This window comes from Anabaena sp. 90 (genome assembly GCF_000312705.1).
Taxonomy (GTDB): Bacteria; Cyanobacteriota; Cyanobacteriia; order Cyanobacteriales; family Nostocaceae; genus Dolichospermum; species Dolichospermum lemmermannii.
In genome coordinates, this window is the sequence record NC_019439.1 from 785,686 (window position 1) to 800,864 (window position 15,179).

General features: G+C 36.0%; 16 protein-coding genes and 2 pseudogenes. 5 read left to right on the top strand and 13 right to left on the bottom strand.

Going from position 1 to position 15,179, the window contains the following annotated elements:
* Window positions 1–86: 86 nt before the first annotated feature.
* From ANA_RS28650 to ANA_RS22430, 8 genes and pseudogenes are all read right to left on the bottom strand, one after another.
* Window positions 87–551 (bottom strand): annotated as a pseudogene (locus ANA_RS28650) (6-pyruvoyl tetrahydropterin synthase family protein); the annotation flags it as partial.
* 42 nt (window positions 552–593) lie between these two features.
* Window positions 594–1,355 (bottom strand): annotated as a pseudogene (locus tag ANA_RS28655) (6-carboxytetrahydropterin synthase); the annotation flags it as partial.
* Between the two features lie 439 nt (window positions 1,356–1,794).
* Window positions 1,795–2,703: an AAA family ATPase gene (locus ANA_RS22405; protein ID WP_015083692.1), complete on the bottom strand. Its 909-nt coding sequence runs from the start codon at window positions 2,701–2,703 to the stop codon at window positions 1,795–1,797.
* A 210-nt stretch (window positions 2,704–2,913) separates the two neighbouring features.
* Window positions 2,914–3,504: a hypothetical protein gene (locus ANA_RS22410; protein WP_015083693.1), complete on the bottom strand. Its 591-nt coding sequence runs from the start codon at window positions 3,502–3,504 to the stop codon at window positions 2,914–2,916.
* On the bottom strand, window positions 3,501–4,919 hold the full coding sequence (locus tag ANA_RS22415; protein ID WP_015083694.1) for an AAA family ATPase: 1,419 nt from the start codon (window positions 4,917–4,919) through the stop codon (window positions 3,501–3,503). The genes ANA_RS22410 and ANA_RS22415 overlap by 4 nt, the downstream gene beginning before the upstream one ends.
* A 153-nt stretch (window positions 4,920–5,072) precedes the next feature.
* Window positions 5,073–6,071: a bifunctional riboflavin kinase/FAD synthetase gene (locus ANA_RS22420; RefSeq protein ID WP_015083695.1), complete on the bottom strand. Its 999-nt coding sequence runs from the start codon at window positions 6,069–6,071 to the stop codon at window positions 5,073–5,075.
* Window positions 6,072–6,217: 146 nt separating this feature from the next.
* Window positions 6,218–6,973, bottom strand: coding sequence for a 16S rRNA (guanine(527)-N(7))-methyltransferase RsmG (gene rsmG / locus ANA_RS22425; protein ID WP_015083696.1), 756 nt, complete (start codon window positions 6,971–6,973; stop codon window positions 6,218–6,220).
* A 235-nt stretch (window positions 6,974–7,208) separates the two neighbouring features.
* Window positions 7,209–7,889, bottom strand: a complete 681-nt coding sequence (locus tag ANA_RS22430; protein WP_015083697.1) for an ABC transporter ATP-binding protein — start codon at window positions 7,887–7,889, stop codon at window positions 7,209–7,211.
* Between the two features lie 121 nt (window positions 7,890–8,010).
* Between ANA_RS22430 and ANA_RS22435 the strand changes: the two genes are divergently transcribed.
* From ANA_RS22435 to ANA_RS22445, 3 genes are read left to right on the top strand one after another with little or no spacing between them, the layout of a single operon-like run.
* Window positions 8,011–8,934: a Sll0314/Alr1548 family TPR repeat-containing protein gene (locus ANA_RS22435; RefSeq protein WP_015083698.1), complete on the top strand. Its 924-nt coding sequence runs from the start codon at window positions 8,011–8,013 to the stop codon at window positions 8,932–8,934.
* Between the two features lie 45 nt (window positions 8,935–8,979).
* Entirely contained in the window at window positions 8,980–9,432 is a 453-nt protein-coding gene (locus ANA_RS22440) for a DUF3531 family protein (protein ID WP_015083699.1), read from the top strand.
* 8 nt (window positions 9,433–9,440) lie between these two features.
* Window positions 9,441–9,872: an NUDIX hydrolase gene (locus ANA_RS22445; protein WP_015083700.1), complete on the top strand. Its 432-nt coding sequence runs from the start codon at window positions 9,441–9,443 to the stop codon at window positions 9,870–9,872.
* 355 nt (window positions 9,873–10,227) lie between these two features.
* Here the strand turns inward: ANA_RS22445 and ANA_RS22450 are convergent, their stop codons facing one another.
* From ANA_RS22450 to ANA_RS22460, 3 genes are all read right to left on the bottom strand, one after another.
* Window positions 10,228–10,500 carry a cupin domain-containing protein gene (locus tag ANA_RS22450; protein ID WP_015083701.1) on the bottom strand — a complete coding sequence of 91 codons (273 nt, stop codon included), beginning with the start codon at window positions 10,498–10,500 and terminating at the stop codon, window positions 10,228–10,230.
* Window positions 10,501–10,509: 9 nt separating this feature from the next.
* Complete coding sequence (locus ANA_RS22455; RefSeq protein ID WP_015083702.1) at window positions 10,510–10,848, bottom strand: Mo-dependent nitrogenase C-terminal domain-containing protein; 339 nt, start codon at window positions 10,846–10,848, stop codon at window positions 10,510–10,512.
* 433 nt (window positions 10,849–11,281) lie between these two features.
* On the bottom strand, window positions 11,282–12,097 hold the full coding sequence (locus tag ANA_RS22460) for an HAD family hydrolase (protein WP_015083703.1): 816 nt from the start codon (window positions 12,095–12,097) through the stop codon (window positions 11,282–11,284).
* Between the two features lie 105 nt (window positions 12,098–12,202).
* Here ANA_RS22460 and ANA_RS22465 point away from each other — a divergent pair, with 105 nt between their 5' ends.
* Window positions 12,203–13,024 carry a hypothetical protein gene (locus ANA_RS22465; RefSeq protein ID WP_015083704.1) on the top strand — a complete coding sequence of 274 codons (822 nt, stop codon included), beginning with the start codon at window positions 12,203–12,205 and terminating at the stop codon, window positions 13,022–13,024.
* A 100-nt stretch (window positions 13,025–13,124) separates the two neighbouring features.
* Here the strand turns inward: ANA_RS22465 and ANA_RS22470 are convergent, their stop codons facing one another.
* On the bottom strand, window positions 13,125–13,841 hold the full coding sequence (locus ANA_RS22470; RefSeq protein ID WP_015083705.1) for a DevA family ABC transporter ATP-binding protein: 717 nt from the start codon (window positions 13,839–13,841) through the stop codon (window positions 13,125–13,127).
* Here ANA_RS22470 and ANA_RS26785 point away from each other — a divergent pair.
* Window positions 13,831–13,974 carry a hypothetical protein gene (locus ANA_RS26785; protein WP_158310565.1) on the top strand — a complete coding sequence of 48 codons (144 nt, stop codon included), beginning with the start codon at window positions 13,831–13,833 and terminating at the stop codon, window positions 13,972–13,974. The two genes, ANA_RS22470 and ANA_RS26785, sit on opposite strands and share 11 nt — an antisense overlap.
* On the opposite strand, the gene devC is transcribed toward ANA_RS26785, so the two are convergent.
* Window positions 13,971–15,125, bottom strand: a complete 1,155-nt coding sequence (devC, locus tag ANA_RS22475) for an ABC transporter permease DevC (protein ID WP_015083706.1) — start codon at window positions 15,123–15,125, stop codon at window positions 13,971–13,973. The genes ANA_RS26785 and devC overlap by 4 nt on opposite strands.
* Between the last annotated feature and the right edge of the window lie 54 nt (window positions 15,126–15,179).

The window sequence follows — 15,179 nt, forward strand, 5'->3', positions numbered from 1 at the left end:
AAACTCCTCAAACATTGGCTGAATTAAAAGAGGAGTTAGGAATATAGATCCCCGACTTCTTTGAGAAGTCGGGGATCTGGATGTGTTTAAACTATTGCCAATACTGGTTGACTTACCGCTGCATTAACAGATATGGATTCAGAATCAGCCGCATAGATTTCGCAAGCGTTATTAGGACTTTCAACCAGTTTAACTTTGTAAAGAGTTGCACCCAATTCTTGAATAGGCGATCGCAAAGTATTACTAATATAAAGAGCAATATTTTCCGCAGTCGGCACAACTTGATTAAAGAAAGCAACATCCTTATTTAAGAAAGTATGATCAAATGGCTCAATCACGTAATCTGTAATTATCTGATTTAAAGCCCCCAAATCAATAACCATCCCCGTAGAGGAGTCAATATTCCCTTTGATAGTTACTTCCAATTGATAATTATGTCCATGTCCATTTACACGAGCGCATTTACCATAAATTTCCGTGTTTTTTGCCAAACTCAAATCAGGGTGTGCCAATCTATGAGCAGAGCTAAAATGAGTGCTAATACTCAGATAGCCTGACCTATCTTTACCCGGATAATCTGCCCAAAGTTGATGACTTTCAAACAGTTTAATGTTGGCTAGTTTCACTCCCAATTCATCAATGGGTGATTCTAAAAGACCATGAATGTAACGGGAAATATTCTCTGTAGTGGGTACAATATCGGCAAAATAAGGAATATCCTCATTCACACAAGAGTGATCAAATATTCTCACCACATAATCTTCCACCACTCGATTTAAAGCAGCTACATCCACAATCATGCCCGTACGGGAGTCTATTTCCCCTTCTACAGTCACTTCTAGATGATAATTATGTCCATGAGTCTGAGTACATCTACCATATTTATCAGCACTGAGGTTAGGAGCTAGACGGTGAGCAGCGCTAAAATGAGTCCTGATAGTCAAACTAGCTTTTTCTCCCTCTCCCTGATAATCAGCCCAAAGTTGAGGATGTTCAAATAACTGGACGCGCACCAAAGGTAAATGGGGTGCTAAACGTTCCCAAATCACTCGCGCCATATTTTCCGTAGTGGGGAGAGTTTGTTGAAATTCTGTCCACACATCATTCAGATAGGAAAAATCTAGTTGACTGGTAACTTCCTCTTTGATGACGTGCTTGACATCAGACAGGTTCAGCACCATACCATACTCATCTAATTCCCCAATCATGGAAATGAACAAGACATAGTTGTGTCCGTGTCCGGGAAATTTTGAGTAAGCACCAAATTTTTCTAAATTCTCAATTTGACTCAGTTCTGGGAACCAATACCGACCAACTGCTGAAAACTGATCGCGGCGATTAACAATACATTGCATGATTATACGAGGAGGAGAACTTAATATTTCTTAAACTTTCACTATTTACAGCATAAACCAATTTGTTACTTAGAGGATGTTTTAAAAGTTTTTAATGTGGAAACAGACCCCTCTCCAAACCTCTCCCCTACCAGGGGAGAGGCTTTAAAAACCCCATTCCCTTGTAGGGAAGGGGGGAAGGGGGGTTAGGTTTTTGGAGATTATGGGTTTCATATAATACTTTTCAAACAACCTCTTAGGGTTTGCTGAAAAAGTGGCAAAAGGCAAAATCAGGACTTCTTAGTTCTTCTATCAAGATGCAATTATAAGTTTTTGTTGTTTTTATCAGACAAGGTATAAGTTTTAATAATCAGAAAAAAGATGTTCTTTTCCAAAATTGACATAAAAAACCCGAAAAAATCCGCTTTTTGGGAGGCTCTACCTCCCATGATATTTTATATTAAGGGATAGGCACAGATCGCAATAACCGTTCAACTATAGTTTTGGCATTTCTTCCCCCTCTAGGAATCAGACGATGACAAAGAACGTGCGGTGCGAGAAACTTGACATCATCAGGAAGAGCATATTCTCTACCTAAAATAAAAGCCAGTGCTTGGGAAGCTTTTTGTAACGCCACAGTACCACGAGGACTCACACCAAGAGTGATTTCTTCATCCTGTCTAGTAGTTCGCACCAATTCCAAAATGTATTGTTGCAAAGATGCTTCTACCTTGACTTGGGAACAAGCTTGGCGTAATGCTTGGACTTCTTCTAAAGTAATACAAGGCTGTAAATCAGCAACTTTTAAACCTGCTTGCAGATTTTGCAGCATTTGCATTTCTTCTGATTCCGAAGGATAGCCCAAACTCAAAGACAGCATAAACCGGTCCATTTGGGCTTCTGGGAGGGGAAACGTCCCTTGATACTCAATGGGGTTTTGGGTAGCAATCACAAAGAATGGCTGAGGAACTAGACGAGAAACACCATCAACTGTTACCTGATGTTCTTCCATCACTTCCAGCAAAGCCGACTGGGTACGGGGTGTAGCCCGGTTAATTTCGTCCGCTAGGAGGACGTTAGCAAATACAGGACCTTGTAGAAATGTAAATTCCCCAGTTTTAGGATTCCAAATATTTGTGCCGGTGATATCCGTAGGGAGTAAGTCAGGGGTACATTGTAACCGTTGAAATTTACCATCTACAGAACGAGCTAGAGATTTGGCTAAGAGGGTTTTCCCGACACCGGGAACATCTTCTAATAAAGCATGACCACCACCAAGTAAAGCTACTATGACTAAGCGGATGGCTTCATGTTTACCAACAATGGTACGAGCCAAATTTTGTGTTAAAGCGTCAATTTTTTCTCTCATGCAGTACCTGGGGGGAAATGGAGAAGGCTTACTTCTGAGTTTTGACTAAAAACTTGTTTAATAGTTTAGCCTTTTCTACAGTATTCCCACGTAACAAGCTTAATCCAGCATAAGAATTAAAGATTTCTGGAGTTGCTAAACCACCGACGCAAGGAGAGGAAAGTCAAAAAACAAATTTTTTGGAACTGGTTTTACTTTTAAATATATTATTTATTTACAAATTTTATTGTTTATTTCAAAAAGTTCAAAACCATACTCTTCTAAAAAATCTTTCGCAAATGCTATCCAGCTTGAATTAAATCTTGGGTAAAATTCAGGAGTACAAACATAAGCTTCTAAATTTAAACCTGCATAGTTTCTAACTAATTTATTATCAAATAAATCAATAGTATTAGTGAGTTGGTTAATAGCTTTGTCGCGGTTTTTATCTACTTTTCTTAAACTTGTTGCATCCAATTTGAACTCTACAAAACAAAAATCATTTTCATCAAAAAATACAAAATCGCAATGAGAATCACCAAATCCTAAAAGTCCTTTTTTTCCGTCAATAGGAATAAAACCAACTATTTTAGCATTAATTACATTAAATAATTTAGTGATATCAAAACCATTTTTAACAGTATCAACACCATTTAGTTTAATAGTAAATGTGTTGTCATCTGAATTTATATTGATAATAATAAAGGACTGTCCTTGATAGTCTATCATTGAAAATTCCGATCTCATTTCAATTTCCAGAACATCGGAAAAGTTATCAAAAGCAGTTGATAGAAGTTCTTTAATATCCTCAAATTTGCTCATTTTCTTTTGAAAGTTTTAGCGTGAATACTGTACAAAGCTTGAAAATCACCACCCAAAATTTCCGAAACTGTATCTAAATAATTTTGTTGAATAGTACCTTTTTCTTGATTAAAAATAGGTTCGCAATACCTAGTATCCTCACTAACAGATTGATTTCCCAAAGAATAAGCAGAAAAATCTTTAGCACTTAACCAAGAATCTTGGGGAATTATTTGTGCTACTTCTGATTCTGTTGACGGATTTTTTTCAACTACTCTATTCGCAAAGAGTAAATTATTAAAAACTGTGAGAACATAGGGACTATGGGTGGTGATAATTAGTTGATTATCATCATTTTGATTTATCATTAAAGCCAATAACTCAATCAATTGCTTTTGAGCAACAGGGAATAAATGAGCTTCTGGTTCTTCCAAGATTCTTAATACTTTTGTATTATCAAGAATATTCAGAAAAATATCTTGTAAAATTCTTATAGATTCTTGCTGTCCTGACGAAGTATTAGACAAGTAAATATATTCTTCTGTTTCTTTATTAAATAGAATTTTCTCTCCTAAATCATCAATACGGTATTCTCCCTTTAATATTTTATCTATCTTATTTTTGACTTGATATAATTTTTCTTTTATGTTGTTTTCTGAATAACTTTCGATTAGTCCTTCAAAATTTCTAAACTTTCTAAAAATGTCTTTTACCCTTACAAATTTTTCTATAAATTTTTCCAATAATATTTCATCTAAAGTTTTTGAGCTACGTTCATAATTGTCAATTGAAATATTTTGTTTTAAATTAATTTCAATACTTTGTGAGAAATATTTTTCAAATAAACTAGGATAGGCTACGGTTGCACTTCTACCAGCAACAATAAACAATAAATCTCTTTGTTTATTTTGAAATAAGTCATTGAGCAGGTCATAAAGTTGTTGAGCATATTTTATTTTTTCTTCTTCCTTAATTAATGGTTGAATATTTCTATTTTTGTTGATATTTAAATATTCTTGTCTAAGTCTAAATTTAATATCACTTGCAAGAATTGTAAATTTTTCATTTATAAAAGTATCTATAGGAGATATCTTCATTTTTTTATTTTCATCATTGCTTAGTTTCAAGAATTTATTTTCATTAAAACTGTAATAAAATGTTATTTCAAAATCAGGTAAATTATTTGTAGGTCCAAAAAAATTATAAAATTTTTGCTGAATGGGGGATAAAATATCAGAATTGATATCCAGAGATTGATTTTGTTTGTCTCGGTAAATTTGACTAAATAAATCCTCTTGTATGGTCTTGAAAAAATAAATTAATTTAGCAATAGTGCTTTTACCACTAGCTTGTTCACCAATCAAAACTAATATTTTCTTAACTTCAATTTCTGCATATTTAATTGGACCGAAGTTTTCGATGATAATTTTTTGCATAGGTAAATGTGACTTTTTTATGCTTACATAACAAATGTACCATAATAGAAATACTTTTTGGGAAGTTACACCTCCCATGATATTTCATATTACAGAAGTAGTTACCTAAAAATCGCTGTAATGTTTAGATTAACATTGAAAATCCCCCCATCATTAAGAATTAAAAATTTCTTGAGCTATTTTACAATCTAGTTGAATTTGGTTTTTCAGCGCTTCTAAGGAGGTAAATTTCTGTTCGGGACGCAAAAATTTTATTAGTTGTACCAGCAAATTTTTACCATACAAATCACCAGACCAATTTAAACAATGTACTTCTACGCTAGTATCTATACCATGAACTGTGGGACGATTGCCAATATTCATGACTCCAAAATGTTGAGTGGGAGAGTTGTCTGGAGTTTCGTTATCAATAATAACCTCCACAGCATAAACACCATGACGAGGTAAAAATTTATCTTTTGGTAGTTGAATATTGGCGGTAGGAAAGCCGATAGTTCTCCCTAATTTTTGACCTGTTACTACTATACCTGTAAGGCTGTAAGGTCTTCCCAAAAGACGATTTGCTTTTTGAATATCACCGACTTCCAAACTTTCCCGGATTAATGAGGTACTAATGCGAGTATCATCTGCTGCGGAAAAGTTTTCTATATCAGTTTTTATAGGAACTATGGTCACGGGTATATTATATTTTGCTGCGAGTATTTGCAAATCTTGAGCAGTACCCATGCGCTTTTTGCCAAAACAAAAGTCTTGTCCAACGCTAATCTGTTGACATTGCAGTTGTTGAACCAGGATTTTATCGACAAATTCTTCAGGGGAAAGGGCAGATAGTTCTCTATCAAAAGGTAATAATACTAATTGTTCCACCCCAAGCGATCGCAATTGTGCAACTTTTTCATCCAGTGGTGTTAACAAATCACGGGGAAGTCCTGTAAAAAACTCCTGGGGATGGGGATCAAATGTGACAACGGTTGAGTACGGGCGGACTGAATTCTCCTCACTCCGTGCTGACTGCAATACTGGCTGAATCACTCTTTGATGACCAAGATGAACACCATCAAATTTGCCAAGAGCAACAGCAGTTGGTGTCAGCAGTTCTTCTGTTGCAGAAGCAACCCATACAGAACACCCATTTTGAGACAAATTTAACACTTGGATTTTGGGATTTTAGGTTTGTTTTCGCTATCAGCGGTTAGCTACTGTTGAACCTTTGGTTCAGCCATTTATAACGATGTTGACGCTCTCGCGCTGTTAGATATCTAATCACCAATCTAATCTAAAATCGAGAAATCAGTTGATTAAATTGGTTTTTGACTGGGTATACCAACCGCACGGGGAAAACTAATTGGTGTGTTTGCTACTTTTCGTAAATAAAGACAATGACGAATACTATTACTCAAGGGAGTAGAAAATTCTTCAATTAGTTCAATTACCCCACCTAATTGGGTAACAGCCATTTCTAAACTTTCATTTTCGGCTTGAGTCCAAGTACCGCGATAAATTACCGCTAAACCGCCTTTTTTTACTAAAGGTAAAGAATATTCAGCACAAGCAGAAACATTACCCACAGCCCTAATTACAGCTAGATCATACTGTTGTCTGTGTTGAATTTGCTGACCAACTTCTTCGGCTCTCCCCAGTAAAGTTTTGGCATTATTCAGAGCAAGTGCTGATAAAATTGTCTCAATAAAACTAATTTTCTTCCCTGTAGAATCTAAAAGCGTAACTTGAGAATTAGGAAAAACTAGAGAAATTGGGATACCAGGAAAACCTGCACCCGTACCAATATCAATTATCCGCTTACCCTTTTCAATACCGGGAATAAATAATTGTTTAGGTGCAATTCCTCGCAAAGAATCCCAAAGATGTTTTTCCCAAAATTCTTCAGGTTCAGTAATGCGAGTTAAGTTAAGTTGACGATTTCCTGCCAAGATTAATTGATAAAGTTGTTGAAATTGGTTTTCTTCCCAGTTTGTTGGTTGCCAATTCAGAGTTTTTTGCCATATTTCCCCCATTTCTGGCAAAATAGTTATAGGTAAAGATTCTAAATTCATTGGTTAAAATTAATTTTTTTAAGTTATTTTGGCGTTACTGATTCAGGGTATGAATTTTAGTCTCACCCCAAGGCGCAATCACGCAAAGGAAAGAGTTTTAAAGGTTCAATTTGGGAATTTCATACCTAATTTTATGTGAAGCTACATAACATCATCAAATCCATGAATTCATCCCTCCTTATCTGTGTTCATCTGCGTTCATCTGCGTTCAATTACTCTGAAGATTAATTTAGAATTAAGCAGATTTTACCTCTTCTCCCTGACTTCTGACTCCTGACTCCTGACTCCTGACTCCTGATGTTAAGACCCCATGATCTAAAGTCCAACAATAATCAGCTATTGGTAACATATCACCAGCGTCGTGTGTTACAACTAACAATGTCCAATCTTTTTTGAGTTCGGCTAATAAATTCACCAATTGGCGACGCATTGACCAATCTAAACCCGCTGTAGGTTCATCTAATAATAATAAATTTGGTTGACGAATTAACTGCACCGCTAAAGCTAACCGTCGCTGTTGTCCACCACTTAAAGCATGAGGTGACGCAGATAAAGATAAATGATCTAATCCAACCTCTGTTAATGCTTGTTTAACCCTGTCCGCTCCCAGTTCAGGATGTCCTAAGCGCAATTCTTCTAAAATTGTCCCCCCGCAAAAATGTCTTTCTGGAAATTGAAATACTAAACCGGCTAATTGTTGTAGTTGTTCGGCTATGAGTCCCTGTTCTCTCCAGAAAACTCCACCAGCAGTGGGATCAGCCAATCCAGATAAAATTTCTAATAAGGTGCTTTTACCCGAACCGCTAGGACCAATAATTAAACCCAGTTTCTGGGGTGGTAATTCTAAATTTATAGCTTGAAGAATTGCTTTTGGGCAGGCTGTGGGGTGATAAGTTAGATTTCTGAGATAGAGCATTTGTGAAGATTACCAAGTTATGAGAAATTTTTGATGGAAATAGACGTAATTTATATTCACTATTTTTGCATTTTAGGTAATAGACACAACAATTTCAACTGTAATTATTCTGAGGGTTATCATGTTTAAACAGGTTTTAATGCCTCAATTTAGGATATTCTGGCGATTTGCTCCATTTTTCAAGGTGACTGTAACTACTTCCATCCTTTTAAATATTTTAGTAAATCCATCCTTTGCGGGTGATCCATTTCGCTCTCGTGAACCTCATAAAATTGGCGATCGCACGGAAGCTGTTTTTAATGCTATTTTTCAGCAAGGAAATTACCCAGCAGCCAAAGATGCTTTACAAAAAGCCGTCTCTAGCGAACCCAATGAACCTTTAATTTACGCCCTTCAGGCTTCTTTAGCATATCAAAATCAAGATCAAACTAATTTAGCAAAATACAGCCGAAAAACCCTGGAAACTGGACAAAATCTCATCGCTAGTGACCCATTACGTGGTAATTTATACACTGCGGTTGGTCATTTTTTAGAGGGGGCGGTAATTTTAAAGCGGGAAGGAACTGTAAATGGTGCGCCCCTCGCTTTTAGTCGGTTGCGGAAAGTCTATACATATCTTGACAGAGCCGAAGAGATTTCTGCTAATGATCCAGAGTTAAACTTAATTCGCGGCTATATGGATTTAATGTTAGCTGTGAATTTACCTTTTACTAGTCCAGATGATGCAATTAACCGATTGGAAAAAAATGCAGCACCTGGTTATTTAGTAGATAGAGGTATTGCTTTAGCATATCGAGATTTAAAACAACATTCCCAGGCTTTAGATTATGTCAACCGCGCCTTAAAAACAACTGCTGACAACCCAGAAATTTACTATCTCAAAGCCCAAATTCTCCATGAAAAAGGAAAAAAAGAAAAAAGTCAGGATTTAATCAAGGAAGCAATAATTCATTTTGATAAAGCATTAGCCAAAAAGTCTCAACTTCCTGCTAACTTAGTTAAACAAATTGAATATGAACGCAATCAGGCTGTCAGTGGTCAGTAGTCAGTGGTCAGTTGTTACAAAATTCTAGTTTTACCCATTACAAAAATGGAAATTCAATTCCGCGAGTTTAATCCTTTTGATGCTTGGATTTGGTTGAAGTTTAGCAATGTTCCCTCCCAACGGGAAAAACAATATGTAGAAGAAGTCTTTAATTCCTGGTTTTATCTAGGTAAATTGGGAGGATTTAATGCGGAAAATCTGCAAATCCAAGATACAGGACTTGATATCAGCCACATGGACTATGATGCAAGAGGCTATGATAAAAGCTTAATGGCTTTGATGCACAACATGGGTGAATTTGAATATGAAGGAGAATGGGGACGTTGTTGGTTTGATTTAGGTACAAGTGATGCGATCGCCTTAGACATTCTTATCAACGCCCTCACCCAACTAACTGAAGAATACGTCACAATTGAAGAACTATACATTGGTGGTGAAAATCCAGATTGGCCTACAGAAGATAGCGAAAGTCGTCCCTCTTCAATTTACGATAATTAATTGTCATCATGAATAAAGAAGGTCAAATCCGGGTAATTGTTTTAGCCCTAATTCGAGATGGTAATCGAATATTTGTTTCTGAAGGATTCGATCCTAAAAAACAATCAATATTCTACCGGGCGTTAGGTGGTGGCGTAGAATTTGGCGAAACTAGCCGCATAGCCTTAGCTAGAGAATTTCAAGAAGAAATTCAAGCCGAATTAACAAATATTCGCTATCTAAGTTGTATTGAGAACTTATTTACTTTTGACGGTAGACAAGGACATGAAATCATTCAACTTTATGAATGCGACTTTGCTGATTCCCAGTTTTATCAAATTGAAAGTTTAACTTTTGCGGAAACACCAGAACGTCAACATCGCGCATTGTGGATAGATATTTCTCGATTCAAATCTGGTGAATTAAGATTAGTTCCCGAAGTCTTTTTTGATTATTTGTAAATCTAGATCCCCGACTTATTTGTTATATCTTGTTAATAAATAATCAATTGAGTTGAGAAGTCGGGGATCTGATTGCTTCTTTGTTATATCTTGTTAATAAATAATCAATTGAGTTGAGAAGTCGGGGATCTGATTGCTTCTTTGTTATATCTTGTATTATTGTTTATCGCTACCCTAGCGAAAATGGTTATAGCGACATTCAAAAACTAAGTCGAGGAGAAAAAATGTCAATTCAAGCATTCCCCGAAATTAATTTAGTTGTAGATGATATTTTGGGATCAATAGTTTCATAGCCAACCTCTAAATAACATCCAATTCACATCTTCAGATATTGGTTATTGAGATTGCAAAAATATTAATCAAAGCAATAATGTTTTTTTACGTCGCTGGTAATTTCCCATTTACAAGACATCCCAGCGGGAAAAGTTACTAAGTCTCCCTTACCCATTTTTACCGCTTGTCCTCCATTAGGAGTGACAACAACATTACCTGCTAAAAAGTAGCAAGTTTCTTGATCATCGTAAGTCCAGGAAAATTGAGATATTTCCTTTTCCCAAATTGGCCAGTTGAATACATCTAACTCATTGAGATGTGCAAGATTTGGTTGATGTACGACTTTAATTTCCATGAGTTTTATTTAACAATAAGATTGGATGTCTTCTCCACACTTATCTACTAAATAACATAATGCGCGAAAACGCAAGCCGACAAACTGATCATACAGTGGGTTTAGTTTGCACATAGGTGGAATATGAGCAATTGTTCGTCCAAAAACCACGATATCACGCTCAAAGGGACATTGGGCAGGAATTACTTTAGCAATCAATTTGGCAACTCGACGATTATCAATTTCAATGTCGTCGAACCATTGACGGATTTTTTGCAATAAATCAAACTTATTTTTAACTGAATGGTTTTCTTCGATAGGGTTGACAAAACTGGAGAGAATCATCGGTTCACTATTTGTTTTTAGCATTATTGTAAATCCTATGTAGATGAGATTGATAGAAACTGGAGAATGTGGCAATTTGGACTGAACTTGAAGAACGGTAAAGTAGTTGAACTAATTTTTATTAAAACTGGCTTTGTGTTGAATAACTGTTCAGTTGAATACAAAATAACAAAGAAAATATAAAAATGGTATAGTTTTAGCTTATGGATTCCTGATATTGAATATAGTAATTTTATATATGAAATTACTATGGGAATTGCCAAAAACACTGATGTATATAGCTTTCTCCTCCAGCTAGACTGCATAACCATTAGGAAACGATGACATTAATTTTAGGTGATAGAAGATCAATAAAAAAGCTATGCAAGTCACTTTATCGCAGGGAATAGGGAACAGGTAATTTTCTTCTGACTCGGTGACTCCTAACTGGGCCTAGTCCCTGCGTCCCTACCTCCTGCTAACGCTGGCAATTTTGCAAAATATAACTACACAACTCGCAAAAACCATCTCCTTCGGCTGCTGTAGTTATATATGTAGGTTGATGCTGTAACTGATTTGTATACTCCTGGATATTTGCCACACCTACGGACATAGGAAAATAACGCTGGTTAAATAAACTTTCATCATTGGGACTGTCACCAACAGTGATAACCTGTTCTGGCAAGTATGTGGGAAAATATTGATCTAAGACTTTTAATAAACCAGCAGCTTTATTTTGTCCTTGGGGTTTAATATGGCACTGAATATTGCTGTAAGTAAATCCCCAACCCATCTGTTTACAAAGATCACTTATATTTTTTAGTTGATCAGCCGTTAGTGAGGTAAGATCAAATGTCCAGTCTGTGACTCGAAATAAATTATCAGCAGATGCTCGGATTTGCGGAAAATAAGTTTGTAAGTTCACAAAGGTTCTAGCTAAATCTTGACGATGGTTAGCCAAATCAGGAATATGCGTGAGTGTAACTGGATCAGAATTACCTGATGGATAAAATAAACCACCATTTTCGGCAATTGCACCGACAATGGGCATTAAACTACTAATAGCACTTACCCACCCTGCCGAACGTCCAGTCACAATCAAGACCGGAATTTTGGCTGCTGATAGACTCTCTAAAGTATTTAGCAGTTGAGATGTAAATCTGCCATCTTTAGTTAGTGTCCCATCCATATCTGTTGCTAACAGGCAAATATGAGATGAATGCGTAGATGTTATATTAGACAATGGCTGTATATTGATAAAATGCTGATCCAAGTGACTAATAGGTTTGTACATATGACATGATCAAGACAATCTAAAAAATACTTATACCACAGCCAACTACTAAATAAGATTTGGGTATTATAAACATCAGGAGTTAAAAGGTTCAAATTGTGAATTATGGTTAGTACAATTTTTCTGGCTCAATCGTCTAGATTGAAAACAACAAAAACGAATACAGAAGTTTCTAGCAATGAATTACCAGCTATACCATTGCTATTGTGTGCTAGTGGAGGACTGGTTTTAGCTCTGGTTGCTGTAATTATTTATGGCAAAATTTTAGTGCAAAAGGGGGAGAAAAAACTAACTTTTGAAAAATTCCGCACACGAGAATTAGAGAGAAAGCTGAAGTTAGCTTTAGAAACTATTCGCAAAATGGAAACTAATCCAGATTTACTTCACTCACGGGACTTTAACTTAGATTATCTGCGAATGCGGATGTCAGAGGAGGTATTCTATTTTGCCCTAGTTAATCAAATTAAAATTAAGGTTAAAGATAAGATATCTCAAGTCCTACGTCCTGCTCAAGCTAACCAAGGATCTATAGGAGTTGCTAGTAATACTGGTAAGGAAATAGATGAAACTTTCGATATTGAGTATGAAACTGGTGTAGCACCCAACATTGTGAAACGGGTGCTGTTTAGAGCGCAAATTCGATTAATGAAGTTGCCAACTCAAGCTACTTCTTCTACAATTAGTGAAATTATGAATTGTATAGAAACATACCTTAGACCCAAGGAAGATGATGATACCTGGCAACCGACTATTCAAGGTAGGATTGTTTATATGCACTGGGATCAAAAGGCTAAACCTACCGCGTTGCTGATACTAGAACAATCAAATGAAGGCGTGAATGTGACATTTAGAACTAGCCGTCAAACCCCTCTGACAAAAAACAATAGGACAGCAAATTCACATCATGCAGACACTATTCAGAAATAATCACAACTTGAAATTACGAATAAATACCGAAAAATTCAAACCGGAAAAAAATTTTGGTTTGGAATACATCACTTGTATTGAAGAAGACGGATCATCAAAATTAGGAGTTGTGATTAGAAGCAACATTTTGAGCGTCACGGGTTAGAAGACCATCTTCCATTTCGACAATGCGATCAGCGATATCTAAAATCCGGTTATCATGGGTGACTAATAAGATAGCAGTTCCCTGTTCTTTAGCCAAACGCTGCATGATTTCGACTACATCACGTCCTGATTGTTTATCTAATGCGGCTGTTGGTTCATCTGCTAATACTAAAGGAGGATGATTAACTAAAGCGCGAGCGATCGCTATTCTTTGTTTTTGTCCACCAGATAAATTATCTGGATAGTAGTTAACCCGTTCTTGTAAACCTACAGATGCCAGCATATCTTCTGATTGGGAAATAGCTGTTGATTGGGAAATATTATTATTTAATTCCACAGCCATTTGCACATTTTGCCGAGCAGTTAAAAAACCCAATAAATTATGAGCTTGGAAAATATAACCAATCTTCCGTCTCATGTGTACCAGTTTGTTTTGACTAGCACCACACAATTCATCACCTAAGAATTTTAAACTTCCCTCTTGTACCGATCTTAACCCACCAATCAAACTTAATAAAGTCGTTTTCCCTGAACCAGATGGTCCAGTCATAATCACGATTTCTCCAGCATATATTTCCAAACTAATATCAAATAGGATCTGTTTTTTCAGCGATCCTTTACCGTAGTAGTGATTGATATTTTTAATAGATATTACAGGTTCTTTGTTGATCATAATAAAAGGATTCAGGAGTTCAGGAGTCAGGAGTCAGGAGTCAGGAGTCAGGAGTCAGGATAAAGAAGGAAGAAGAAAGAAGGAAGAAGGAAGAATAAATATTGTTTTTTCCAATGACCAAGAACTAAGCTAAAAAATATCGGCTGGATCAGCAGAACTTAATTTCCGAATAGCAATCATTCCCGAAATAAAGCACATTAAAATAGTTAACATGATTACCATAATGGCGCGATTATAACTCATAAATATAGGCAAAAGTGTAGCATCTCTAGCAACATTGTAAAGAACAAGAGCGCAGCCAAATCCAGGTAAATAACCAACAACAGCTAATAAAAAAGCCTCTTGAAGAATTACAGTTAGTAAATAATTTTGAGTGTAACCTATAGCTTTGAGCGTAGCATATTCAGATAAATGGTCATTGACTTCTGTATACAAAATTTGATAAACAATTACAGTTCCTACAATAAAACCCATAATTGTTCCCAAGGTAAAAATAAAGCCAATAGCTGTACTACTTGCCCAATAATTTCTTTCAAATTCAATAAATTCTTCCTTAGTTAAAACATTGATATCTGTAGGTAGATAACTTCGCAATTCTTGAGCTACTAGGATGGGATCTGCACCAGGCTTTAACTTAATAATGCCAATATCAATTAATCCCCTTTGACGGTTATTAAAAATCCGTAAAAAGTTAACATCACTGGTAATTAAATTTCCATCTGCACCAAAAGATGCCCCTAATGTAAATAATCCACCGACCTGAACTTTTCTTCTGCGTACTTCGGCTGTTACAACTTTTCCGGCATTAAAACTATCAGCAATCGGACCATATTCTACTCTGGAAGAACGGTCATATAAAACAACATCAGGAAGTTTGAGTTTATTTAAATTTTCGTCTACTCCAGGTAAATCAAAAAGATTAACTTCTGGATTTATGCCGAAAATTAAGATACTGCGAGGGCGACCTGTAACAGGATTTCTCCAGCTTGTATAGTCTAAATATATAGGATGTACTGACTGAACTGTAGGCAAGTCTAATGCCTTATATAAACGGCGTTGGGAAAAGGTTTTCATTGCTAAAACAGCATTAGATTGACTGTTAATTAAAACCACTTCTCCGGCTAAACTGCTGTGCATTCTCACGTTACTGTAATAGAGTGCATCCCGAAAACCTAGCTGCATGAACATTAAAATATCAGCAAAGGCAATACCTGACAAAGCCACTGCTAGGCGAGTTTTTTCTCTTGTCAGTTGCAGCCAAGATAAAGGTATTTTTACTGCCATTTTTTATTTTTTTTGATCTCGATACTAATTAAGTAGTTGAACATGAATATTTGG

Excerpts from the sequence above, each read along its gene's own strand:
- ANA_RS22405 (WP_015083692.1), bottom strand. The coding sequence starts at position 2,703 with ATGAGAGAAAAAATTGACGCTTTAACACAAAATTTGGCTCGTACCATT.
- ANA_RS22410 (WP_015083693.1), bottom strand. The coding sequence starts at position 3,504 with ATGAGCAAATTTGAGGATATTAAAGAACTTCTATCAACTGCTTTTGAT.
- ANA_RS22415 (WP_015083694.1), bottom strand. The coding sequence starts at position 4,919 with ATGCAAAAAATTATCATCGAAAACTTCGGTCCAATTAAATATGCAGAA.
- rsmG (WP_015083696.1), bottom strand. The coding sequence starts at position 6,973 with ATGAATTTAGAATCTTTACCTATAACTATTTTGCCAGAAATGGGGGAA.
- ANA_RS22430 (WP_015083697.1), bottom strand. The coding sequence starts at position 7,889 with ATGCTCTATCTCAGAAATCTAACTTATCACCCCACAGCCTGCCCAAAA.
- ANA_RS22435 (WP_015083698.1), top strand. The coding sequence starts at position 8,011 with ATGTTTAAACAGGTTTTAATGCCTCAATTTAGGATATTCTGGCGATTT.
- ANA_RS22440 (WP_015083699.1), top strand. The coding sequence starts at position 8,980 with ATGGAAATTCAATTCCGCGAGTTTAATCCTTTTGATGCTTGGATTTGG.
- ANA_RS22445 (WP_015083700.1), top strand. The coding sequence starts at position 9,441 with ATGAATAAAGAAGGTCAAATCCGGGTAATTGTTTTAGCCCTAATTCGA.
- ANA_RS22450 (WP_015083701.1), bottom strand. The coding sequence starts at position 10,500 with ATGGAAATTAAAGTCGTACATCAACCAAATCTTGCACATCTCAATGAG.
- ANA_RS22455 (WP_015083702.1), bottom strand. The coding sequence starts at position 10,848 with ATGCTAAAAACAAATAGTGAACCGATGATTCTCTCCAGTTTTGTCAAC.
- ANA_RS22460 (WP_015083703.1), bottom strand. The coding sequence starts at position 12,097 with ATGTACAAACCTATTAGTCACTTGGATCAGCATTTTATCAATATACAG.
- ANA_RS22465 (WP_015083704.1), top strand. The coding sequence starts at position 12,203 with ATGGTTAGTACAATTTTTCTGGCTCAATCGTCTAGATTGAAAACAACA.
- ANA_RS22470 (WP_015083705.1), bottom strand. The coding sequence starts at position 13,841 with ATGATCAACAAAGAACCTGTAATATCTATTAAAAATATCAATCACTAC.
- devC (WP_015083706.1), bottom strand. The coding sequence starts at position 15,125 with ATGGCAGTAAAAATACCTTTATCTTGGCTGCAACTGACAAGAGAAAAA.